Origin of the sequence: Leptothrix discophora, assembly GCF_030705305.1 — a bacterium.
In the GTDB taxonomy this organism is placed as follows: domain Bacteria; phylum Pseudomonadota; class Gammaproteobacteria; order Burkholderiales; family Burkholderiaceae_C; genus Sphaerotilus; species Sphaerotilus discophorus.
Window position 1 is genome coordinate 408,505 of sequence record NZ_JAUZEE010000002.1, and the last position, 21,227, is coordinate 429,731.

The window sequence follows — 21,227 nt, forward strand, 5'->3', positions numbered from 1 at the left end:
ACCGGCTGAACATCACCGAAACAAGTCGAAGCGACGCACGCACGGCCCTTGAATGACGGCGCGTCGGCCTCATGCATCGGCGGGTCGGCTAGCCTTCGCCCCTTTGACGGCGCTGCATCCCCATCCCGCCATGAACCTGCTCCGAACCCTGGCCCGCGCCTGCGCGCGCCACGTCCCGCTGGCGCTGCCGGCCACCCTGGCTGCCCTGGCCGCGCTGCTGGCGGCCCCGCTGATGACCGATCCGGCCGGCGCGGCCGATGCCCAGCCGCGTGCGGTCAGCCCGCGGGGCGCGCTGCTGCCCGACGAGGCGGCGGTCGTGCGGCTGTTCGAGGAAACCGCGCCGTCGGTCGCCTACATCACCACCGAGACGGTGCAGCGCAACGCGCTTGGCGGGGCCGAGGTCAGCCAGGGCGCCGGCAGCGGATTCGTCTGGGACAGCGCCGGCCACGTCGTCACGAACTACCACGTGATCGACGGTGCCCGCCGGGTCTTCGTCCAGCTCGATGCCGGCAAGCCGATCGAGGCCGAGCCGGTCGGTGGTGCACCCGAGTACGACCTGGCGGTGATCCGCCTGAAGACGCTGCCGCGTGGCCTGCGTCCGGTGCCGCTGGGCAGCAGCCGCGACCTGCGCATCGGCCAGACGGTCTACGCCATCGGCAACCCCTTCGGCCTGCAGCGCACGCTGACCAAGGGCCTGGTCAGCGCGCTCGACCGCGAGCTGCCGACCGCCAACTTCCGCGAGGTCGTCGGCGTGATCCAGACCGACGCGGCGATCAACCCCGGCAACTCCGGCGGGCCGCTGCTGGACAGCGCCGGGCGGCTGATCGGCGTGAACAGCGCCATCCGATCGGCCAGCGGCAGCAGCTCGGGCATCGGCTTCGCCATCCCCGCCGACCTGGTCAACCGGGTCGTGCCGGCGCTGATCAGCAAGGGCCATGCGCCCTTGCCCGGCATCGGCGTGACCCCCGTGCGGCCGGACCTGGTGGCGCGTGCCGGCATCACCGGCGTGGTGCTGGCCGAGGTCGGCCGTGGCACCCCGGCAGCCCAGGCCGGGCTGGTGGCGATGAACCGCCGCACCGGCGACCTGGGCGACGTCATCACGGCGGTGAACGGCCGCGCGGTCGAGTCGCTGTCGGACTTCGTGGTCGAGCTGGAGCGGGCCGGCGTGGACACGCAGGTCGAGCTGACGGTCAAGCGCGGCGAGCGCGAGCGCCGCGTCCGGGTGCGGGTGATCGACCTGCGCGAGTGAGCCCGGGCCTGCCTTAGAGCGACTGCCCCGGCGCCAGCAGGTCCTGGGTGTCGCGGTGTCGGCGCATGTAGGTGCGCACGTAGGAGCAGCTCGGCACGACCGTCAGGCCTTCGGTGCGGACCCAGTCCAGGGCGACCCGGACCAGCGCGGCGGCGATGCCTCGGCCCTGCAGGGCCGGCGAGACCTCGGTGTGGTTCAGCACGATGCTGCGGCCGTCCTCGCGCCAGCGGTAGGCGGCCTCGCAGAGGTGGCCGTCGACCTCGGCGATGAAGCGCCGGTGCTCGGGCTGATGCTGGATCGTGATGTCGGGCGTGCTCATCGCGCCAGTGTCGCGCAGGTGTGGCCGGCCTCGGGTGGCCGGCAAGGCGCTGTCTGGCGATCAGGCGATCAGCCGTTGCGGCGGGTCGACCAGCGCCTCGAAGTCCGGCACCGTCAGCGCACCGGCGACCAGGAAGCCCTGGAAGGACTCGCAGCCCAGCTCGCACAGCGCGCGGTGCTGATCGATCGTCTCGACGCCCTCGGCGATGACCTCCAGCCGCAGCGCCTGGGCCAGCTGCACGATGGTGTGCGTGATGGCGCGGTCGCTGGCGTCCTCGGGCAGGTTGCGGATGAACTCGCGGTCGATCTTGAGCCGGTGGATCGGCAGGCGCTTGAGGTAGCGCAGGCTCGAATAGCCGGTGCCGAAGTCGTCGATCGCCAGCCGCACGCCCAGGTCGGCCAGCGCCTGCAACTGCTGCAGGTGGGCGTCGACGTCGTCGAGCAGCAGGCTCTCGGTCAGCTCCAGCTCCAGCAGCCCGGGCGGCAGGCCGGCCTCGGCCAGCGCGCGGGCCACGCCGTCGACGAAGCCGGCATCGCGGAACTGCAGCGCCGAGACGTTGACCGACACCGGCATGCGCCGGCCGTCGCGGTGCCAGCGGGCGGCCTGGGCGACCGCCTCGTGCAGCACCCAGTCGCCCAGCTCGGCGATGAAGCCGGTTTCCTCGGCCACGCCGATGAACTGGCCCGGCGAGACCGGGCCGCGCTGCGGGTCGGTCCAGCGGCACAGCGCCTCGGCGCCGATCACGCGGCCGTCGTGCAGGTCGACCTGGGGCTGGTACTGCAGCCGGAAATGGCCGGCGGCCAGGCCCAGCCGCATCGCCTGGTCGAGCTGGATGCGCGCCAGCAGGTCGCGGTTCATGGCCGGTTGGTAGAAGCGCAGCTCGCCGCCCTGCTGCAGGCGGGCGTTCTGCATCGCGCTGTCGGCGTTGCGCAGCAGCATGTCCGCGCTCAGGCCGTCACCGGGGAACAGCGCCACGCCGGCGCTGGCCTTGACGGTCAGGCTGACGCCGGCCTGGGCCAGCGCCAGCGGCTCGGCCATGGCCAGCAGCAGGCGCCGGCCGGCGGCCTCGGCCTGTTCGGCATCGGCGCCGTCGAGCATCAGCACGTAGCTGTCGCCGGCCAGACGGCCGAGCGTGTCGCCGCCGCGCACCTGGGCGCCGAGCCGGCGCGCCATCTCGGCCAGCACCAGGTCGCCGCAGCCGTGGCCGAGCGAGTCGTTGATGCGGTCCATGCGCTCCAGGCCGAACATCAGCAGCGCGAAGCCGCCACCGCCGCGCCGTTGGCGCTCGATCTCGGCCTGCAGCTGCTGCTCCAGGCGGATCCGGTTGGGCAGGCCGGTGAGGCTGTCGGTCTCGGCCAGCTCGCGCAGCCGGCGCTGCTGGGCGACCCGCTCGCGCAGGTCGCGCAACACGACGATGCAGGCGCCGACGATGTCGGCCCCGGCAACGGTCCCGGCAGCGGCCCCGCCAGCGCCGCCGATGGCGGCACGGGTCTCGCCCGAGCCGGCATGCGCGATCAGGTGGACCTGCACCGGCACGGCCGCGTCGCTCGCCAGGAGCTGGAGCTCGCCGCACCAGGGCTGGCCGGGTCCGACCCGGGCCAGCAGCTCGGCCGGTGACTGCGCCCCGCCGCCCAGCAGGCGGTCCAGCGGCTGGCCGATCAGGGCCTCGCGCGGCTGGCCGGCGAGCGCACCGGCGGCCGGGTTGGCGGCGATGACGGCATGCTGTGCGTCGAGCACCAGCAGCGCGTCGAGGCTGCCGTCGAAGACCTGCGCGGCCAGCTGCAGGCGCGCCTCCTGGGCCAGCGCCGGGCTCAGGTCATGCCAGACCTGGATCCAGCCGACCGGCCGGCCGTGGCCGTATTGCGGCAGCAGGCGGCGCTCGAAGATGCGGCCGTCGGCGCAGGCGATGCGGTCGACCGCGCAGCGCGCGTCGGCGCTCAGCGAGGCATCGCCCAGAGCGGCCTGGCGCTCGCGCAGCACGTCCGCATAGCCGAGTGGATCGGCCAGGCGCTCGCTCAGGTGGCCGAGCAGGCGGGCGTCGTCCCAGCCGTCGAGCGCCTCGGCACCGCCGGGGAAATCCCACAGCGCGGCGCAGGCCGCGTTCAGGCCGCGCACCCGGCCGTCCAGGTCGGTCACCAGGATGGCGTCGCGGCTGGAGGCCAGCGTCGCGCCGAGTTCGCCGGCCAGGCGGCCGACCTCGGCGGCCAGGCGCTGTTCGGCATCGCGGTCGATCCAGCTCAGCAGCCAGGCGTCGCGGCCGTCGGCCAGCACGACCGGGGCGATGCGGCGTTCGACCGCCACGGCGACGCCATTGGCGCGCAGCACCAGGCTGTCGGAATGCAGCGTCAGGCCGTCCAGCAGCGCGGCCGGGTCGGCAGCCTCGAACCAGAACAGCTGGTCCTCGGGCGTGGCGGCCAGGCCGGCGGCGTCGCGGCCGACCAGCGCGGCCGGGTCCAGGCCCAGCAGCGTCGCGGCGGCGGTGTTGGCCGCCAGCACCTGCTGCGTGCCCGCGTCGATCAGGCAGGCCGCCTGAGGCAGGCCGGCCAGCCAATCGGGCACGGGTGTGGGCAGGTCGTGGGGGGCGGGCGTCATCGGCGTGTCCGTGGTCCCGCTCAGGCGACCTGGGCCGCGCGCGCGCGGGCCGGCTCGAGGTCGTGGGCGAAGTAGCAGTGGATGCGCCCGCGCGGCGACAGCGTGTCGACCACCGTGCGCGGCAGGTGCTGCGGGTGCAGGCTGCGGCGGATGCCCAGCGCCGGCTGGTCGTTCAGGTGCAGCAGCGGCGTGTCCTCGGGCGCCACGCGCGGGTCGTGGATGCGCACCGTCGGGCGCAGCGGCCGGGCCGGATGCACCGCCACGACCAGCGCCAGGCGGTCGTCGCTGAGCTGCACGATCGAGCCGGGCGGGTAGACGCCCAGCAGCTTGATGAAGGCGGCCAGCACGACCGGATCGATCTGGGCCCGCTGGTGCGCGAACAGGTGGGCCTGGGCCTCGTGCGGCGTGCGCATCGGCTCGCCGGCGGGCGGATTGCACAGCCGGTCGTAGCGGTTGACCAGCCCGACCACGCGCGCCGGCAACGAGATCGCCGCGCCCGACAGGCCCTGCGGCAAGCCGCTGCCGTCGTGCCATTCATGGTGCTGGCCGATCACGCGCAGCACCTCCGCATCCAGGCCCATCGCCATGCCCAGGCGCACGCCCTGGGCGACGTGCTCACGGCATTCGCGCAGCAGCAGCGCCGGGTTGCTGGCGTCGGCGTTGCGCAGGTGGTCGGGCAGCAGCAGCTTGCCGACGTCGTGCAGCAGCGCCCCCATCGCCAGGTCCTGCAGCGCCGCGCCTTCCAGCCCCAGGCTGCGGCCCAGCAGCAGGCTCAGCACGGTCACGTTCAGCGCGTGCTGCGACTGCGCCGTGCCGGCCGCCTCGCCGATCACGCGCACGGTGGTGTCGGGGTCGCCGAGCAGTTCATCGCACAGGCCGTTGGCCAGCGCGGCGGCGGCCTGGTGGGCCTGCTGCGGCCGCGAGACGGCGTCGCGCATGACGCTCTGCCAGCCGCGCGTGGCCTGGGCGTGGACACGCTCGCTGTGGGCGAGGCTGTCGCGCTGGGACTGCAACTGGGCACGGAGGCGGCGCTGGGCGCCGTCGTTGCGGAAGGTGTCGAGCAGCGGGTTCGGCGCACCGGCCGCGACGGCCAGCGGAGATGCGGCGGCGGTGGTCTTCTCGGGTGTCTTCTCGGGCGTCCGCGCGGCCGGCACCGCAGGGGCGTCGCGCTGGGCGTCGTCCTTCGTGTGCTGCCACTCGCTGCAGGCGTCCAACAGCGCCTGGGCGTCGCTCATCGACCGCTGCACGCGGACCTCGCGCACGCCGAGGCGGCGCAGGGTGTCGATCTCGTCGCTGCCACCGAGCCGGAACCGTCCACGCGGGAAGGGATGGCTCATCCAGCCCAGGTCCAGGTGGATGAACAGGCCGGCGCGGAGCAGGTCCACGGGCAGCATCAGGAAGTCGTCGGAGGCGGCAGGCATCGGCGGCAGGTGGTGGATGGGCCGATGGTTCGACCCCTGCCGCATTTATCGGGCCTGACCAAAGTCAACTTGAGCACGCCCGTTCGCCTCGGTCCGCTGCCGTCGCACCGACCGTGACGGGTGGCGCACCCGTTACGTTTGGCGGACGCTGGCCTGCCCGGCCAGGCCGCTCAGCGCTGGGTCGGGTCGAAGGTCAGCACCATCACCGGCGGAACCCGCCCATCGATGTCGGCCGGCAGCATGTCGGTGCGGGTGATGGCCCGCAGCACCGCCTGGTCCCATTCGGGGCTGCCGCTGGACTTGAGCATGCGCGAGGCCAGGATCTTGCCGTCCGGCGCGACCTTGACCTCGACGTCCGCAACCATCGTCGAGTCGCGCGGACCGCTGTAGATGATGTTGGGAAACACGCGGCCGCGGATGCGCCCGGCGTAGCTGGCCGACGGTGCGGCCGAGACGGCGGCCCGGCCGGTGCTCGGCGCCGGGTTGTTGCCGACCGCGGGGTTGTCGCTGCCCAGGTCCCGGTTCATGCGGGCGAGGTTTTCCTGCCGCTGGCGGACCAGCCGTTCCTGCTCGGCCTTGTCGACCTTGTCCCTGGCCGCCTTGTCGGCGGCCTCCTTGGCAGCGCGGGCCTTGTCCTTGTCCTTCTCGGCCTTGTCTGCCTTTTCCTTGTCGGCCTTGAGCTTCTCGGCCTTGAGCTTGTCCGCCTTCTCCTTCTCGGCCTTTTCCTTCTCGGCCCTCTCCTGCGCCGCCTTTTCCTTCTCGGCCTTCAGCTTCTCCGCCTTGCGGATGGCGATGTCGGCTTCGGCCTTCGGCGGCGCCGGGGGCGGCGGGGCCGGTGTCGGGCGCGGCGCAGGGGCCGGCGTGGGCGCGGGCGGCGGCGGCGGAGGAGGCGGGGAGGCCATCGGCGCGGCGATCTGCGGCACGGCGGCCCACAGTTCGGCCGAGACGGTGTTGACGTCCTGGCGGCGCCAGGCCACGCCATAGGCCAGCGCGGCGACCAGGCCGACGTGGACCAGCAGCGCCAGCGTGAAGCCGGTGCCCATGCCGTCGGGCGACGGCGGGCGGTGGAGGGCGTCGAAGGTGTTCAAGTCGGGATCGGGGCAGTCACGACGATCGGGGAGCCGGCCAGCCTCAGCTGCCGGTGGTGCGCACGGCCAGGCCGACGCGCGGCACGCCGGCCTTCTGCAGCGTGTCCATCACCTTGACGACGGCCTCGTACTTGACGCCCTTGTCGGCCGAGATGATGACCGGCACCTGCTGCGCGCCACCCGGCGCACCCTGCTGCAGCGCCTGCACCCGCGCGGCCAGCTGGCGCAGGGCAATGCGCTCGCCCTCGGCCGGCTTGCCGTCGGCGACCGGCGGCGCACCGGGCGCGGCGCTGATCTTCAGGCGCAGCGTCTCGGCGCTGTCGAGGATGACCTCGACCACCCGGTCGGGCTGGCGCTGGGCCTGGCCGATGGTCGGCAGGTCGACCACGCCCGGGGTCATCAGCGGGGCGCTGACCATGAAGATGATCAGCAGCACCAGCATCACGTCGATGAAGGGCACCATGTTGATCTCGTTCATGGTGCGGCGGCGTCCATGGCCGCGACCGGCGACGGCGGGCATCGGGGCGGCTCCCGGCTCAGCGCGACGCGCCCTGGGGGGCGGTCACGCCCTGGCCGACGTTGCGGGCCAGGATGTTGGAGAACTCTTCCATGAAGGTCTCGAGCTGGATCGCGACGCGGTCGATGTCGCGGGCGAAGCGGTTGTAGGCGATCACCGCCGGGATGGCCGCGAACAGGCCGATGGCGGTGGCCACCAGCGCCTCGGCGATGCCCGGCGCGACGGTGGCCAGCGTGACCTGCTGCAGGTTCGACAGGCCGGTGAAGGCATGCATGATTCCCCACACCGTGCCGAACAGGCCGACGTAGGGCGAGACCGAGCCGACCGTGGCCAGGAAGGACAGGTTGTGCTCGATGGTGTCGAGCTCGCGCTGCAGGCTCGCGCGCATCGCGCGGCGCGCGCCGTCGAGCAGCGCGCCCGCGTCGGTCACGCGGCGCTCGCGCAGCTTGAGGTACTCGCGCATGCCGGCCGCGAAGATGCGCTCCATCGGCGCGCCAGCCTCGGCGTTGCGCTCGCTGGCGCCGTAGAGCTCCTGCACGTTGCGGCCGGACCAGAACTCGCGCTCGAAGTCGTCGTTGCCGCCCTTGACCTTGCGCAGGCCGATCAGCTTGCCGAAGATCACCGCCCAGCTGGCCAGCGAGACGCTCAGCAGGATGGCCATGACGAGCTGGACGACCAGGCTGGCCTGGGTGACGAGGTGCAGGATGTTCAGGTCCTGGTTCATGCGCGGGGTGGGTTCAAGAGTCGTTCGAGAAGGTCGTCGGGCAGGCGGCACGGCGCGAAACGCGTCGCATCGACACAGCCGACACGGATGCGGCCCTCGGCGAGCACCACATCGCCGCGCCGCACCTGCTGGTCGAGCAGCAGGCTGGCCCGGCCGGGCCGTTCGCGCAGCTCGACGGTGACCTCGAGCGCGTCATCGAGCCGGGCCGGCTGGCGATAGCGGACCGAAGTATCGGCGACGACGAAGAGCAGGCCCGTTTCGAGGCGCAACCGCTCCTGCGACAGGCCCAGCGCGCGCAGCCATTCGGTGCGGGCGCGCTCGAAGTACTTCAGGTAGTTGGCATAGAACACCACGCCGCCGGCGTCGGTGTCCTCCCAATAGACCCGCACGGGCCAGGAAAAGCGTTCGGCTTGCATCGGGTTCGGGGTGTTCGGGCCGGGCTCAGCCACGGCCGACCGCCCACCAGCCCAGCAGCAGCAGCAGGCCCAGCACGGTGGCCGTGACGGCGGCGGACAGCCAGGGCGGACGCGGCGGTTCGGTCGGGGCATCGGGATCCGGGTCGGCGGTCGGATGCGCGGACGACGGGTCCGTCGGCGTCGCGTCGGCCAGCCGATGGACGTCGTCGCGGCCCGGCGCCGGGTTGTGCGCCGGCGGCAGCACCGCGATGCCGGCGTCCGGCCGCAGGCGTGCGACGCCGGCCGGGCCCGGCCGGGCCGGTTGCCGATCGGGGTGACGCAGGTCGGGCGTGCTGGGCAGCAGCAGGTCCGGCGAGGTCGGCAGGAAGCCGGTCGGCGGATGGGTCGGCGCGAAGTCGCTCGGCGCCGCCGGTGGGTGGGCGACCGGGGTCAGGCGCGGGCGTTCGGCGTGGACCGGGGCGGCGACGGGCGGCGGTGCGGGCACGGGTGCGGGGGCTGGAGCAAGTGCGGGTGCCGGTGCCGGTGCCGGTGCGGCAACCGCCGCCGCCGCCGCGACCGACGGCTTGGGCGCACCGGTGCCGGCGTCCGTCAGCGTGGCCAGCCAGGTGCGCAGCTCGCGCGCCAGCGCGCCGGCGCTGCGCGGGCGGGCGGCGGGGTCGACCTCGATGGCCTGCATCACCACCGCTTCCAGCACCGCCGGCAGGCCCGGCAACAGCCGCGAAGGCGGCAGCGCACCGCCTTCGCGGACCGCGCGGCGGATCTCGTCGAGCGTGCCGCCGTTGTAGGGCCGCTGGCCGGTCAGCAGCTCGTAGAGCACCACGCCGAGCGAGTAGACGTCGCTGCGCGCATCGCACTCGCGGCCGTCGTACTGTTCGGGCGCGGCGTAGTAGGGCGAGCCGAAGGCGGCGTCGTCGACGTCGTGGTGGACCAGCCGGGCCAGGCCGAAGTCCAGCACCATCGGCCGCGTCCGCCCGACCATGAAGATGTTGGCCGGCTTGACGTCGCGGTGCACCACGCCCTTGCTGTGGGCGTAGCCGAGCGCATCGGCGACCCGCCGCACGATCAGCGCGGCCTGGTCGGCACCCGGCCGCCAGCCGCCACGCAGCAGCTCGGCCAGGTCCTTGCCGCGCAGCAGCTCCATGGCGATGTAGGCGCCCTCGGGGCTGACCCCGGCGTCGTGCACCGTGACGATGTGCGGGTTGCTCAGGCGGGCGGTCGCGCGTGCCTCTTCCAGCACGCGGGCCGACAGCGTGGCGCGTTCCTCGGGCGTGCCGTGGATGCTGATGAGCTTGACCGCGACCTGCCGCGCCAGCACCGAGTCGTAGGCCGACCAGACCGTGCCGACGCCGCCCGAGCCCAGGCGCTCGTCGAGCCGGTAGCGGCCGGCTGGCCCGATCTGCGGCGGCGGCGCCGGATGGCTGGCCGAGGCCGGTATCTGGCCCGGCTCGGTGTCCTCGTCGCCATCGAGGCGCTGGGTGTTCTCGTGCCAGTCGCTCATCGAGCCGGACAGGCTGAGGTCGATCGGCGCGCCGTCCGGCGTCGGGTCGGCCCGGTGCGCGTCCATCGGCCAGTCGCCCGCACTGGGCGGCGAGCCGGCGTTGAGCGGGGCGGCATCGCCCCAGGAGGTCGGCTCGCTCATGCTCGGGGTGTGTTCAGGGCGCGGTCCAGCCGACGGACCGCCTCGTGCAGCACGTCCATCGAGCTGGCGAAGGACAGGCGGGCGTGGTGGCCGGTCTCGGCATGGCCGAAGTCGCGGCCCGGCGTCAGCGCGACGTGGGCGCGGTCCATCATGTCGAGGCAGAAATCCCAGCTGCTGGCGGCATGCGCGCGGGTGTCGAACCAGACGTAGAAGGCGCCGTCGGGCCTCACCGGCACTGGCAGGCCGATGGCTTCGAGCTGCGGCACCAGCCAGTCGCGGCGGGCCCGGAACTCGGCCCGGCGGCGCTCGCATTCGGCCAGCGTGTCGGGCTCGAAGCAGGCCAGCGCGGCATGCTGGGCCAGCGCCGAGGCGCAGATGTAGAGGTTCTGGGCCAGCTTCTCGACCGGCGCGACCAGGGCCTCGGGCAGCACCAGCCAGCCCAGTCGCCAGCCGGTCATGCCGAAGTACTTGCTGAAGCTGTTGATGACCAGCACGTCCTCGCCCAGCGCCAGCGCGCTGCGGTCGTGGGCGTCGTCGTAGCCGAGTGCGAGGTAGATCTCGTCGACGATCGTGATGCCGCCGCGGGCGCGCACGACCTCGACGATGCGGGCCAGCTCGTCCGTCGCGATCGAGGTGCCGGTCGGGTTCGACGGCGAGGCCAGCATCACGCCGCGCGTGGCCGGGCCCCAGGCTGCCGCCACCGAGGCGGCATCGAGCTGAAAGCGCTGCGCCGCGCCCGAAGGCAGCAGGCGTGGCGTGCCGCCGGCGGCCGTCACGAAGTGGCGGTTGCACGGGTAGCTCGGGTCGGGCATGAGGATCTCGTCGCCCGGTTCGACCAGTGCGGTGCACAGCAGCTGCAGCGCGGCCGAGGCGCCGGCCGTCACCACGATGCGGGCCGGGTCGATGTCCAGGCCCCAGCGCTGGCCGTACCAGCGCGCGATGGCCTCGCGCAGCGCGGGCGTGCCGGTGGCGGCGGTGTACTGGGTGCGGCCGTCGGCCAGGGCCGCGCGGGCGGCCTCGACCACACGCGGCGGGGCGGTGAAGTCGGGTTCGCCGATGTTCAGGTAGAGCATCGGCTCGCCGCCGTGGGCCGGGTCGCAGGCCGGACTGGCGGCGATGCGGTCGGCGGCCTTGGCGCACTCCATCACCCAGAACGGCTCGATCTGGTCGACTCGACGGGCCAGGCGCCAGGGGCTGGCGGGAACGGGGCTCGGGTTCACGGGCGGTAGCGCCGGGCGGGGCGCGCTGGAGTGGACCGTAAGGGCTGGCGCCGCCACCCGTCGGGCTGCGGCGCCTGGGGCGTCAGCCGGCCGGACGGCGGTTGCGCTGCGCGGCGACCTCGGTCGGACGCAGCACCAGCGCGGTCTTGTCGAGCACGCCATTGACGTACTTGTGGCCGTCGGTGCCACCGAAGGACTTGGCCAGCTCGACGGCCTCGTTGATCGCGACCTTGTAGGGGATGTCGACGCAGTGCTTGAGCTCGTAGGTGCCGATCAGCAGCACGCCGTGCTCGATCGGCGACAGCTCCTGGACGCGCCGGTCCAGATGCGGCGTGATCAGCGCGTCGAGCTCGTCGATCTGGGCGATGCAGCCGTGCAGCAGCGCGACGAAGTGGGCGTTGTCGCTCTTGGCGTGCTCTTCCTGCTCGCGCATGTGGGCATCGACCACGCCGACGTCGGCGCGGCTGATCTGCCACTCGTACAGGCCTTGCAGCGCCAGCTCGCGCGAACGGCGGCGGGCCGACTTCGGGCGCACCGCGCCGGGCGCACCGCCTGCGGGACGGGGCTTGTGCACCGGACGGGCGTCGGACTTCGATTCAGGCTTGGGCGCGTTCAACTCAGGTCTTCCAGCAGGTTGGCCATCTCGACGGCCACGCGGGCCGCGTCACGGCCCTTCTCGTCGGCGCGGGCCCAGGCCTGCTCGTCGTTCTCGACGGTCAGGATGGCGTTGGCGATCGGCGTGCCGTGGTCCAGCGACACCCGGGTCACGCCGGCGCCGCTCTCGTTGGAGACCAGTTCGAAGTGGTAGGTCTCGCCGCGGATGATGCAGCCCAGCGCCACCAGCGCGTCGTATTCCTTCTGCTCGGCCATGGCCTGCAGCGCCAGCGGCACCTCCAGCGCGCCGGGCACGGTGACGTGGCGGATGTGCTTGGGCGCGACGCCCAGTGCCTGCAGCTCGGCCATGCAGGTCTCGAGCAGCTTCTCGGTGATGGCGGCGTTGAAGCGGGCCTGGACGATGCCGATGCGCAGGTCGTGGCCGTCGAGTTCGCCGGCCACGCCCTTGTCTGCGTCTTTCATGTTCTCGATCCTGGTCGGTGTTCGGGGTGGATCAGCGGGCTTCGGTGGTCGGCATGAAGCCGGTCACTTCGAGGCCGTAGCCGCCGGTCATGCTGGGGATGCGGCGCTGGTTGCTCATCAACCTCATGCGACGCACGCCGAGCTGGCGCAGGATCTGGGCACCCACGCCGTAGGTGCGCAGGTCCGAGCCGCTGCGCTGCGGCTCGAAGCCGTCGGGCTTGATCTGGGCGAGCAGCTGTTCGGCGTCGCCGGCGGCGTTCAGCAGCACCGCGACACCGCAACCGGCCTGCTGCAGCGTGCTCAGCGCCTGAGGCAGCGACCAGGAGTGGCGCGGCGTGCCGGTGTCGAGCAGGTCAATGACCGAGAAGGGCTCGTGCACACGCACGAGCACCTCGTCCTCCGGCTGCCAGTCGCCCAGGCTGAGCGCGAAGTGGATCTGGCCGGTGCGGTCGCGGAAGGTGCGGCAGTCGAAGCTGCCCCAGGCGGTCGACAGGCGCTGGCAGGACAGCGTCTCGATCAGCGTCTCGTTGCGGCTGCGGTAGGTGATGAGGTCGGCGATGGTGCCGATCTTCAGGCCGTGCTGTTCGGCGAAGACCTCCAGCTGCGGCAGCCGGGCCATGGTGCCGTCGTCGTTCATGATCTCGCAGATCACCGACGAGGGCGTCAGGCCGGCCATGCGGGCGAGGTCGCAGCCAGCCTCGGTATGGCCGGCGCGCATGAGCACGCCGCCGTCCTGGGCCTGCAGCGGGAAGACGTGGCCAGGCTGGACGAGGTCCGAGGGCTGGGTCTCGCGGGCCACCGCAACCTGCACGGTGCGGGCCCGGTCGGCCGCCGAGATGCCGGTGGTGACGCCGGTGCGCGCCTCGATCGAGACGGTGAAGGCGGTGCCGTGCTTGGTGCCGTTGCGCGTGGCCATGGGCGGCAGGCCGAGGAACTCGCAGCGTTCGCGCGTCATGGTCAGGCAGATCAGGCCGCGACCGAACTTGGCCATGAAGTTGATCGCCTCGGGCGTCACCAGGTCCGATGCAAGGACCAGATCACCTTCGTTTTCGCGGTCTTCCTCGTCGACGAGGATGACCATGCGACCGGCGGCCAGCTCGGCCACCAGCTCAGGAATGGGGGAGATGGGCATGGGCGCGATTGTAGGCGGGCGGGTCTGGAGCATCGCCCCGCCGGGGCTCGCGCGAAGGCCGCTTCAGGCCCCGGAAGGGCCGTGCCAGCCGGCCAATCTGCCACGTGGACGGGCCCGCAGGCAGAGGTCGGCGCCGACCGGGCGGACCTCGGTCCACTCCAGCTCGACGGCCTGGTCCAGCGAAGCCAGCGGACCCCAGTGCCACATGCCGCGACCCAGGCCCAGCACCTTGGGCGCGAGGTAGACCAGGAACTCGTCGACCAGCCCTTCGCGGACGAAGGACCCGTTGAGCCGCTCGCCTGCCTCAAGGTGCAGCTCGTTGACGCCTTGAGAGGCCAGGTCGGTCAGCATCGCAGCCAGGTCGACCTTGCCATTCGGTCCGCCGGGCAGGTGGACCAGCTCGACCGCCGCCGCATCCGGCCGGGCACGCACGGCGGCCAGCCAACCGGCTTGCGTGGCGGCATCGGCGCTGGTGTAGAGCCGCACCGCACCCGGCGCGGCCAGCAGGCGCGCCGTCGTCGGCGTGCGCAGCGGCGCGTCAACCACCACGCGCATCGGTTGGCGCGGTGTCGGCACCAGGCGCACGTCCAGCCTCGGATCGTCGTCCAGCACGGTGCCCACGCCGGTCAGCACGGCGCTGGCGCGACGACGCCAGGCATGGCCGTCGGCGCGCGCGGCCTCGGCGGTGATCCACTGGCTGGCGCCGTTCTCCAGCGCGGTGCGGCCGTCCAGGCTGGCGGCGACCTTCAGGCGCACCCACGGTCGCTGGCGCAGCACGCGCGAGAGGAAGCCGATGTTCTGCTCGCGCGCCTCGATCGCGCCGAGTCCCTGCTCGACCCGGATGCCTGCCGCCGCGAGCCGCGCCAGGCCTTGTCCGGCCACTTGCGGGAAGGGGTCGGTCAGCGCAGCGACGACGCGGCCCAGCCGCGCGTCGACCAGCGCGTCCGCGCAGGGTGGCGTGCGGCCGTGGTGGGCACAGGGTTCGAGCGTGACGTAGGCCGTCGCGCCGGCCAGGTCGTGGCCGGCGGCCCGGGCCATGCGCAGGGCCATCACTTCGGCATGTGGACCGCCCGCGCGCTGGGTGTGGCCACAGCCGATCAGCCGGCCGGACGCATCGGTGATGACGCAGCCGACGCGCGGATTCGGCTCGGTCAGCCCATAGCCCCGCTCAGCCAGCGCGAGGGCCAGGCCCATCGCCGCGTGGTCGGCCGGGCTGTAGCCCACCACCGGCGTGATCGCCAGCGGTTCAGGCAGCGGCGAGGGCAGGGGCACGGGTTCGATGGGCAGGGCAGGGGCGGCGGTCATGTCGGTGAGCGGTCGGTCGGTTGGCGGTCGGTCGGCAGTCGGAGCGGCTTGCGATTTCAACCCAGATTCGATCCGCCAACGCGGCTGACGCAGCCCGTGGACGGGTGTTCAGGGCGGCTGGTGGCGCACGGTCGAGTGGTCCACCCAGCTCATCGCGGCCGAGCCGGGCGGCCCGGAGGCGGTGTCCCGAGGGCATTCGGCGCCGGCCAGCACGACGAGGAAGTTCTGGTCGCCCAGCGGGCCGTCGACCGCGAGGTAGATCGCCGGATGCTCGGCGTTGCCGATGCGGCCGTCGTGGTCATGGTCGGCGCTGTAGCGGCAGACCCGCCGCGCTGGCGCGTCCGGCGGCAGGCTGTCGACGCTGCCGATCGTCCAGCCGACCGGCACGATCTCCAGCCGCCCGGACCAGGTCAACGATGTGCCGCTGGTGGCGACCACGCACAGGTAGCGCACGACGCCCGGCGCCGACAGCACGGCCGGGTCTGGGACGGACGCCGGTGCGTCGTGCTCGCAGCGGGTTTCCGGCGCGGAGGCGGAGGCGGTGGCCGGACGCATCTCGAAACCCATCGGCAAGGCGGCCGACAGCGGGTTCTCGGCCTCGGCCGGGCCAGGATGCGCGAGGTCGGTGGCGAAGCGCACCACGCCGCCCAGCAGCTGGCCGCCGTAGGCGACGCAGTCGCTGGCTTCGGCGACGGTCGATGGCCGGGTCGTCAGGCCGCCGCAACGGGCGACCACCGCGCCGCTGGCGTCGTCGATCAACCAGACCTCGGGCAGATCCTTGTGCGGTTGCCAGGCGCTGCGGCCATCGCCCAGCGGGACGGCGCTGCGCGGGATCAGGGCCTGCCGGGGCCTGGCCAGCGGCCGTCCCGCGACATCGAGCATGGCCGGTGCGCGCGCCAGCAGCGCCAGCGCGGACAGCCGGGCCTCGTGCGCTGGCCGGGCGTTCATCAGGGTGTGCAGCGCCAGGGTCTGCGCCACGCCCAGCCGGTCGGTCCAGCCGAGCACGGTGCGCCGGTCGCGCAACTCGGGCATGCCGGCCGGGTCGGCGGGCCGGTCCTCGTGGCTGAGCAGGAAAGGCGACACCGGGGCCGCATCGCCCGGTTCAGTTGCGTCGATCGACAGCCCCGCGCGCAGGTCCTCGTGCAGGGATTGCGCCAGTGCCAGCGCCTCGACCCGCTGGCGATCGAGTTCGGCGCCGGTCTCCATCAGCGTCTGCAGGCGCATCAGCGCGCCGAGCGCGACGCTCAGCACCAGCAGCGCGACCAGGACCTCGACCAGCCCGATGCCGGCGGGCCGCACACGCCGTTCAGGGGCCATGGTCACGCCAGCTGCCGGGCAGCACGGTCCAGGTGCCGACCGCGCCACGCAGCCGGGCCAGGGTGGACGGGCGGTGGACCAGGTCGAGCGAGCCGTCCAGCCTCGCCTCGCCCCAGCTGCTGATCGCGCCCAGCCAGCGTGCGCGCGCCGCGTCGAGGGCATCGGCCTGCCAGTCCAGCGACGCCGTGATCAGCCAGCCGTCGGCCTCGACCGGCCCGCGCAGCCGCGTCGCGCCGTCGACGATCAGCAGCAGCGGCCGCTCGGCGCTGCCCCAGCGGCCGCCATCGAGCTGGAGGCTGCCGTCGACCCAGAGCACGCGGCTGCCGTCGGCGACAGCGGCCTTCAGGTGCGCGCCCGTGCAGCCACCCTCCGGGCAGGCCACATGGCGCAGGCTGGGCAGGCTGCGCAGGAGGTCCGGCGTGGCGTGGAAGTGGTGCCACCAGCGCGCCGCCGGGTTGCGCAGGGCGGCGATGTCGGCCTGCACCGAATCGCCGGCCGGACGACCGGGCAGACCCTGCACCGAGCTGCCGGTGGCCTGCACGATCTCGGCGCCCGATTCGACCGAGGCGCCGGTCTGGCCGGCTTCTCCCTGGATGACCCGGCTGCCCGAGCCGAGCACGACCAGGCCGCCGGCCGCCAGCGCCGCGTCGGGCAGGTGGGCCACATCGGCCAGCAGCGTCAAGGTCGTGCTCACGCGCCGTCGGGCCTCCGGCACGAAGTCATCGCCGGCCGGGTCGGTGCCGCAATCGTCGCTGGCGTGACTGCAGGCGGCCACGCGCAGCGTCAAGGTTCCCGACGCGGGCCCGGCCTGCAGCTGCAAGGTCCAGCCGGCGTGAGGTCGGCCGTCCGCCGGTGCCAAGGCCGATCCGGTCGGCGAGGGCGGCGTTGCCGCGACGGTGAGGCTGGTCGCCCAGCGGCAGATCCAGTCGTGCTCGCCGTCGACGCAGGCCAGCGCGGCGTTGTCGTGGCGCGGCAGCGGCGCGGCGGGGGTGGGCCAGTTCAGCAGCCGCTCACGGGCCGGCAGCAATGCCAGGGCGGCAGCCGGATCGGACAGGTCAGCCTCGGACGGGGCGCGGCCGTTGCCGTCGAGCCCGCCTGGGTGATTCAGGTGGGCGACGGCCCAGGCCAGGCCGGCTTCGGCGGCCTCGTGGGCGCTGGCGCCGCGCACCTCAAGGGCGACCCGACGTGTCCGCCCGATCAGCGCCTGCTGGCTGTGCAGCAGGAACAGCAGCAGGCCCAGCAACAGCAACAGCAGCACCGGCAGGCTGCCGGCGCCGGTCTGGCCGGGACGGGCCGGGTGCCGGCATCGAGCGGCGGCCGTCATGGCGCGGGGCACTGGCCGCGTAACTCGTCGTTGCGCACGCGCACGGTCCGGCTGCGGCGTTGCGGGCGATCGGGTGCGGCAGGGTCGTGCCCGACCAGGTCCAGCGTCAGCCGCCGGATCACCAGCTTCGGTGGACCGGGCGTGTCGCCGCCGGTACCGCGCGGCGGAGGGCAGTCCGCCCGCAGGTCCAGGATCCGATCGCTGCGGCTGACCTGCCAGTGCGTGATGCGCAGGCGCTGGGGATCGGTCAGGGCTTGCCAGTTGTCGCCCGCGCCCGGCAGCAGCGACGGCCCGGACTGGCGCAGGTCCAGCGCCTGGGTCGAGGCGTTCAACCGCAGGGCGCCGGTCTCGTCCGGGTCACGGGCCATGTCCTCGCGCAGATCCGGGTGGTCGGTGCTGGCGCGGCCGTAGCTCCAGGCCGGAACGCGGGTCTCGGTCGTCGCGGTGACGGGGCTGCCGTCGATCTCCGCCGGGGCCGCTGGCTGCATCGCGGCATGCGGATTCGCGGGCGGCATGGCCGGTGGTTCGGGAGCGCCGACCGTGTCGACCGGCACCCGCGCGTCATCGGCCCGCCCCCAGTGACCGGCGCGACGCAGCTCGCGAGCGGCCAGGTCGGCGACCGTGTCCAGCGCCAGGCCGAGGCGGACGTCGGCGAGCAGGCGTCGCTGGGCGTCCAGCCGCGCCAGCAGCAGCGTGGCGGCCGCGCCGACCAGCAGCAGGCCGAGTGCCAGCGCGACCACCAGCTCGATCAGCGTCAGGCCTGCAGCGGTCTTGCGGATGATCGGCCCTGAACGAGTCCGGCGCATTACCAGCTGCCCCAGCAGCGGCGGTTGCCGTCGCTGTCGTTGTCCAGGTGCTCGCTCGGTCCGGAGCGCCGGCGCAGCTGGCCGCGGTCCACCTCGATGGCCATCCGCTGGCATGGCTGGTCGTCGGCCTGCCGCCCGATCGCCATGGCCTGCACGGTGTAGGCCGTGGCCGCCCGCGCCGGGTCCAGCCCGATCGACAGCCGGTAGTGGCCGGCGTCGCTGAGGTCCGGCAGGCCGAGTCCGTCGCTGCCGAGCGTGTCGGCATAGGCCGGCGACCGGCTTCGGTGCTGTTCCTGGGCCTGCTGCAGCCGGGCGAGCGCCACGTGTGCGTCGCTGCGGCGCAAGCGCTTGATCTGGCCGTCGTAGCTGGGCCAGGCCAGGGTCGAGAGGATGCCCAGCAACGCCAGCCCGACCATCAGCTCGACCAGGCTCCAGCCGATGGCGCGTCTCAGCACGACACCACCCCGCGCCAGCGCGGCAAGGACGGGTCACCGCCGGTGACGCTGCACAGGCGCACGCGCCCGAGCAGGTTGACGACGTGGCGCAGCGCCGGCAGGCCGGGGCCGCGCAGCTCGATGCTGCCGCTCGGGCTGACGCTGCCCTGGCGCGGATCGACCCGAAGGCTGGAGATGTTGGCCTGCAAGGTCAGCTCGGTCGGTCGCCAGGTACGGGCCTGCAACAAGCGCGCGCCGTGTTCGCAGCGAGGCATGAGGACGCCTTGTCCGTCGGCGTCACAGGCGCAGCGGTCGGCCTCGCCGCTGTGCAGCAGGTAGCAGCTGCCGGCGGCGCTGCTGCGGAAGGTCAAGCGCAGGCCCTCGTTCTGAGCGATGGCGGCCGCACGCAGCAGGTCAAGGTCGGCCTGCAGCTGGGCCGAGGCGGCCTCGACGCGGCGCCGCGCGAGGTGCTCCTGCCAGCCCGGTCGCAGGGCACCCAGCAACAGGCCAATCACCGCGAGCACCAGCAGCGCCTCGATCAGCGTATGGCCACGTCGGCATGACGCACCGCCGTGGGCGGGAACGGGCGCGGCGAGCTTGGGCAGGAGGGGGGGCAGGTGGCAGGACATGGCGGGCGGTCTCGGACCGGGCCAGTCTGCTTGCGGGTACCGGGAAGTCGTCTCCCCACGGAGAGGGAGCCCCGCGCGCGCCTACCCCCATCGGAGGGGAGGCGCGGCGGGCGCCGGTCCGATCAGATTTCCTTGATCAGCCGGCTGAAGGCGTCGATGTCCTCGAACTCGCGGTAGACCGAGGCGAAGCGCACGTAGGCGACCTTGTCCATGCGCTTGAGCTCGCGCATCACCAGCTCGCCGATGCGCGAGGTGGTGACCTCGCTGGAGCCGCTGGTGAAGAGCTTGTCCTCGATGCGGGCGATGGCCGCGTCGATCAGGTCGACGCTGACATTGCGCTTGCGCAGCGCCAGGCTCATCGAGGCGCGCAGCTTCTCGCGGTCGAACTCGCGCCGGTCGCCGTTCTTCTTGACCACCGCCGGCATCGCCAGCTCGGCGCGTTCGTAGGTGGTGAAGCGCTTGTCGCAGGCACTGCAGCGGCGTCGCCGCCGCACGGCATCACCCTCGTCGGACTCGCGGGTCTCGACGACGGTGGTTTCCTCGTGGGCGCAGTAGGGGCAGCGCATCACTCGTTCAGTGGCCGGGAGCCTGGGGGCTCATCGTCATCCGGCCGCCGCCGGGCCGCCCCAAGGCGGCCGGAGCCCCCGCGGGGGGTGGCGAAGCGGCGCAGCTGCGAGCCTGGGGGCTCATCGGTACACGGGGAAATCGCGGGTCAGTTGGGCCACCTGGCCTTTCACCCGCTCGATCACGGCCTCGTCGTTCGGCGCTTCCAGCACGTCGGCGATCAGGTTGGCGACCCGGCGGGCCTGGTCTTCCTTGAAGCCGCGGGTGGTCATGGCCGGCGAGCCCAGGCGGATGCCGCTGGTCACCATCGGCTTCTGCGGGTCGTTGGGGATGCCGTTCTTGTTGCAGGTCATGTGGGCACGGCCCAGCAGCGCCTCGGCTTCCTTGCCGGTCAGGCCCTTGGGTCGCAGGTCGACCAGCATCACGTGGCTCTCGGTGCGGCCCGAGACGATGCGCAGGCCGCGCTGGGTCAGGGTCTCGGCCATGACGGCGGCATTCTTGACGACCTGTTCCTGGTAGGCCTTGAACTCGGGCTGCAGGGCCTCCTGGAAGGCCACGGCCTTGCCGGCGATGACGTGCATCAGCGGGCCACCCTGGATGCCCGGGAAGATCGCGCTGTTGATCTTCTTGGCGACCTCGTCGCCACGCATCAGGATCAGACCGCCGCGCGGGCCGCGCAGGGTCTTGTGGGTGGTCGTGGTGACGACATCGGCATGCGGCACCGGGTTGGGGTAGACGCCCGCGGCGATCAGGCCGGCGTAGTGGGCCATGTCGACCATGAAGTAGGCGCCGACGGCCTTGGCGACCGCGGCGAAGCGCTCGAAGTCGATGCGCAGCGCGAAGGCCGAGGCGCCCGCGATGATGAGCTTGGGCTTGTGCTCGTGGGCCAGCCGCTCCATCGCGTCGTAGTCGATGTCTTCCTGGGCGTTCAGGCCGTAGCTGACGACCTTGAACCATTTGCCCGACATGTTCAGCGGCATGCCGTGGGTCAGGTGGCCGCCTTCGGCCAGGCTCAGGCCCATGATGGTGTCGCCCGGCTGAAGCAGGCCGAAGAACACGGCCTGGTTGGCCTGCGAGCCGGAGTTCGGCTGCACGTTGGCATGCTCGGCACCGAACAGCTTCTTGGCGCGGTCGATGGCGAGTTGCTCGACCACGTCGACGTATTCGCAGCCACCGTAGTAGCGCTTGCCGGGATAGCCCTCGGCGTACTTGTTGGTCAGCTGCGAGCCCTGCGCGGCCATGACGGCCGGCGAGGTGTAGTTTTCCGAGGCGATCAGCTCGATGTGCTCTTCCTGGCGGACGACTTCGGCGTCCATCGCGGCGGTGAGTTCGGGATCGATGGCTGCCAGGGTGTGGGTGGCGCGGTCAAACATGTGGGCGGTCCGATGTCTAGGGTTGCTGGCCCTCGACCGACGGCAACGTCCATCGGCTCGACCGATGACCAGGCATCGGAG

General features: G+C 72.9%; 21 protein-coding genes. 1 reads left to right on the forward strand and 20 read right to left on the reverse strand.

The genetic code is table 11. The features are described 5' to 3' along the window. The first annotated feature begins 130 nt into the window (after nt 1-130). Nucleotides 131-1,249: a S1C family serine protease gene (locus Q8X39_RS05380; RefSeq protein ID WP_305748609.1), complete on the forward strand. Its 1,119-nt coding sequence runs from the start codon at nt 131-133 to the stop codon at nt 1,247-1,249. A gap of 13 nt (nt 1,250-1,262) precedes the next feature. Here Q8X39_RS05380 and Q8X39_RS05385 read toward each other — a convergent pair whose 3' ends face one another. From Q8X39_RS05385 to glyA, 20 genes are all read right to left on the reverse strand, one after another. Continuing rightward, on the reverse strand, nt 1,263-1,568 hold the full coding sequence (locus Q8X39_RS05385; RefSeq protein ID WP_305748610.1) for a GNAT family N-acetyltransferase: 306 nt from the start codon (nt 1,566-1,568) through the stop codon (nt 1,263-1,265). Nucleotides 1,569-1,628: 60 nt separating this feature from the next. Continuing rightward, nucleotides 1,629-4,160, reverse strand: a complete 2,532-nt coding sequence (locus Q8X39_RS05390; RefSeq protein ID WP_305748611.1) for a sensor domain-containing protein — start codon at nt 4,158-4,160, stop codon at nt 1,629-1,631. 20 nt (nt 4,161-4,180) lie between these two features. Continuing rightward, nucleotides 4,181-5,581, reverse strand: coding sequence for a cyclic di-GMP phosphodiesterase (locus Q8X39_RS05395; protein ID WP_305748612.1), 1,401 nt, complete (start codon nt 5,579-5,581; stop codon nt 4,181-4,183). A 170-nt stretch (nt 5,582-5,751) separates the two neighbouring features. Then, nucleotides 5,752-6,669 carry a cell envelope integrity protein TolA gene (gene tolA, locus Q8X39_RS05400; protein ID WP_305748613.1) on the reverse strand — a complete coding sequence of 306 codons (918 nt, stop codon included), beginning with the start codon at nt 6,667-6,669 and terminating at the stop codon, nt 5,752-5,754. 43 nt (nt 6,670-6,712) lie between these two features. Further along, nucleotides 6,713-7,189 carry an ExbD/TolR family protein gene (locus Q8X39_RS05405; protein WP_305748614.1) on the reverse strand — a complete coding sequence of 159 codons (477 nt, stop codon included), beginning with the start codon at nt 7,187-7,189 and terminating at the stop codon, nt 6,713-6,715. Nucleotides 7,190-7,205: 16 nt separating this feature from the next. After that, the gene (gene tolQ, locus Q8X39_RS05410; RefSeq protein ID WP_305748615.1) at nt 7,206-7,910 is read right to left on the reverse strand and encodes a protein TolQ; all 705 of its coding nucleotides are present in this window, start codon (nt 7,908-7,910) and stop codon (nt 7,206-7,208) included. Beyond that, nucleotides 7,907-8,326, reverse strand: coding sequence for a tol-pal system-associated acyl-CoA thioesterase (gene ybgC / locus Q8X39_RS05415; protein WP_305748616.1), 420 nt, complete (start codon nt 8,324-8,326; stop codon nt 7,907-7,909). The genes tolQ and ybgC overlap by 4 nt, the downstream gene beginning before the upstream one ends. Before the next feature lie 25 nt (nt 8,327-8,351). Further along, complete coding sequence (locus Q8X39_RS05420) at nt 8,352-9,965, reverse strand: serine/threonine-protein kinase (protein WP_305748617.1); 1,614 nt, start codon at nt 9,963-9,965, stop codon at nt 8,352-8,354. After that, nucleotides 9,962-11,185 carry a pyridoxal phosphate-dependent aminotransferase gene (locus Q8X39_RS05425; RefSeq protein ID WP_407067965.1) on the reverse strand — a complete coding sequence of 408 codons (1,224 nt, stop codon included), beginning with the start codon at nt 11,183-11,185 and terminating at the stop codon, nt 9,962-9,964. The genes Q8X39_RS05420 and Q8X39_RS05425 overlap by 4 nt, the downstream gene beginning before the upstream one ends. Before the next feature lie 82 nt (nt 11,186-11,267). Beyond that, complete coding sequence (gene nusB, locus Q8X39_RS05430; RefSeq protein ID WP_305748778.1) at nt 11,268-11,759, reverse strand: transcription antitermination factor NusB; 492 nt, start codon at nt 11,757-11,759, stop codon at nt 11,268-11,270. Nucleotides 11,760-11,797: 38 nt separating this feature from the next. Beyond that, complete coding sequence (gene ribH, locus Q8X39_RS05435) at nt 11,798-12,262, reverse strand: 6,7-dimethyl-8-ribityllumazine synthase (protein WP_305748618.1); 465 nt, start codon at nt 12,260-12,262, stop codon at nt 11,798-11,800. 31 nt (nt 12,263-12,293) lie between these two features. Next, a complete protein-coding gene (gene ribBA / locus Q8X39_RS05440) occupies nt 12,294-13,394 on the reverse strand; it encodes a bifunctional 3,4-dihydroxy-2-butanone-4-phosphate synthase/GTP cyclohydrolase II (RefSeq protein ID WP_305748619.1) in 1,101 nt (366 codons plus the stop codon). Nucleotides 13,395-13,457: 63 nt separating this feature from the next. Then, nucleotides 13,458-14,588 carry a bifunctional diaminohydroxyphosphoribosylaminopyrimidine deaminase/5-amino-6-(5-phosphoribosylamino)uracil reductase RibD gene (ribD, locus tag Q8X39_RS05445; protein WP_305748779.1) on the reverse strand — a complete coding sequence of 377 codons (1,131 nt, stop codon included), beginning with the start codon at nt 14,586-14,588 and terminating at the stop codon, nt 13,458-13,460. 219 nt (nt 14,589-14,807) lie between these two features. Then, nucleotides 14,808-16,016, reverse strand: a complete 1,209-nt coding sequence (locus tag Q8X39_RS05450) for a hypothetical protein (protein ID WP_305748620.1) — start codon at nt 16,014-16,016, stop codon at nt 14,808-14,810. Continuing rightward, nucleotides 16,006-17,340: a hypothetical protein gene (locus Q8X39_RS05455; RefSeq protein WP_305748621.1), complete on the reverse strand. Its 1,335-nt coding sequence runs from the start codon at nt 17,338-17,340 to the stop codon at nt 16,006-16,008. The genes Q8X39_RS05450 and Q8X39_RS05455 overlap by 11 nt, the downstream gene beginning before the upstream one ends. After that, entirely contained in the window at nt 17,337-18,146 is an 810-nt protein-coding gene (locus tag Q8X39_RS05460; protein ID WP_305748622.1) for a prepilin-type N-terminal cleavage/methylation domain-containing protein, read from the reverse strand. Before Q8X39_RS05460 ends, Q8X39_RS05455 begins: the two co-directional genes overlap by 4 nt. Then, on the reverse strand, nt 18,146-18,601 hold the full coding sequence (locus Q8X39_RS05465; RefSeq protein ID WP_305748623.1) for a type IV pilin protein: 456 nt from the start codon (nt 18,599-18,601) through the stop codon (nt 18,146-18,148). Before Q8X39_RS05465 ends, Q8X39_RS05460 begins: the two co-directional genes overlap by 1 nt. Then, entirely contained in the window at nt 18,595-19,209 is a 615-nt protein-coding gene (locus Q8X39_RS05470) for a GspH/FimT family pseudopilin (RefSeq protein WP_305748624.1), read from the reverse strand. Before Q8X39_RS05470 ends, Q8X39_RS05465 begins: the two co-directional genes overlap by 7 nt. A gap of 122 nt (nt 19,210-19,331) precedes the next feature. Further along, the gene (nrdR, locus tag Q8X39_RS05475) at nt 19,332-19,775 is read right to left on the reverse strand and encodes a transcriptional regulator NrdR (RefSeq protein WP_305748625.1); all 444 of its coding nucleotides are present in this window, start codon (nt 19,773-19,775) and stop codon (nt 19,332-19,334) included. Nucleotides 19,776-19,895: 120 nt separating this feature from the next. Beyond that, nucleotides 19,896-21,146: a serine hydroxymethyltransferase gene (gene glyA / locus Q8X39_RS05480; RefSeq protein WP_305748626.1), complete on the reverse strand. Its 1,251-nt coding sequence runs from the start codon at nt 21,144-21,146 to the stop codon at nt 19,896-19,898. Nucleotides 21,147-21,227: the final 81 nt, after the last annotated feature.

What these genes read in the sequence shown, in the direction of transcription:
- Q8X39_RS05380 (WP_305748609.1), top strand. Translation starts at nt 131, where the DNA reads ATGAACCTGCTCCGAACCCTGGCCCGCGCCTGCGCGCGCCACGTCCCG.
- Q8X39_RS05385 (WP_305748610.1), bottom strand. Translation starts at nt 1,568, where the DNA reads ATGAGCACGCCCGACATCACGATCCAGCATCAGCCCGAGCACCGGCGC.
- Q8X39_RS05390 (WP_305748611.1), bottom strand. Translation starts at nt 4,160, where the DNA reads ATGACGCCCGCCCCCCACGACCTGCCCACACCCGTGCCCGATTGGCTG.
- Q8X39_RS05395 (WP_305748612.1), bottom strand. Translation starts at nt 5,581, where the DNA reads ATGCCTGCCGCCTCCGACGACTTCCTGATGCTGCCCGTGGACCTGCTC.
- Q8X39_RS05405 (WP_305748614.1), bottom strand. Translation starts at nt 7,189, where the DNA reads ATGCCCGCCGTCGCCGGTCGCGGCCATGGACGCCGCCGCACCATGAAC.
- tolQ (WP_305748615.1), bottom strand. Translation starts at nt 7,910, where the DNA reads ATGAACCAGGACCTGAACATCCTGCACCTCGTCACCCAGGCCAGCCTG.
- ybgC (WP_305748616.1), bottom strand. Translation starts at nt 8,326, where the DNA reads ATGCAAGCCGAACGCTTTTCCTGGCCCGTGCGGGTCTATTGGGAGGAC.
- Q8X39_RS05420 (WP_305748617.1), bottom strand. Translation starts at nt 9,965, where the DNA reads ATGAGCGAGCCGACCTCCTGGGGCGATGCCGCCCCGCTCAACGCCGGC.
- ribH (WP_305748618.1), bottom strand. Translation starts at nt 12,262, where the DNA reads ATGAAAGACGCAGACAAGGGCGTGGCCGGCGAACTCGACGGCCACGAC.
- ribBA (WP_305748619.1), bottom strand. Translation starts at nt 13,394, where the DNA reads ATGCCCATCTCCCCCATTCCTGAGCTGGTGGCCGAGCTGGCCGCCGGT.
- ribD (WP_305748779.1), bottom strand. Translation starts at nt 14,588, where the DNA reads ATGGGCCTGGCCCTCGCGCTGGCTGAGCGGGGCTATGGGCTGACCGAG.
- Q8X39_RS05450 (WP_305748620.1), bottom strand. Translation starts at nt 16,016, where the DNA reads ATGGCCCCTGAACGGCGTGTGCGGCCCGCCGGCATCGGGCTGGTCGAG.
- Q8X39_RS05455 (WP_305748621.1), bottom strand. Translation starts at nt 17,340, where the DNA reads ATGACGGCCGCCGCTCGATGCCGGCACCCGGCCCGTCCCGGCCAGACC.
- Q8X39_RS05460 (WP_305748622.1), bottom strand. Translation starts at nt 18,146, where the DNA reads ATGCGCCGGACTCGTTCAGGGCCGATCATCCGCAAGACCGCTGCAGGC.
- Q8X39_RS05470 (WP_305748624.1), bottom strand. Translation starts at nt 19,209, where the DNA reads ATGTCCTGCCACCTGCCCCCCCTCCTGCCCAAGCTCGCCGCGCCCGTT.
- nrdR (WP_305748625.1), bottom strand. Translation starts at nt 19,775, where the DNA reads ATGCGCTGCCCCTACTGCGCCCACGAGGAAACCACCGTCGTCGAGACC.
- glyA (WP_305748626.1), bottom strand. Translation starts at nt 21,146, where the DNA reads ATGTTTGACCGCGCCACCCACACCCTGGCAGCCATCGATCCCGAACTC.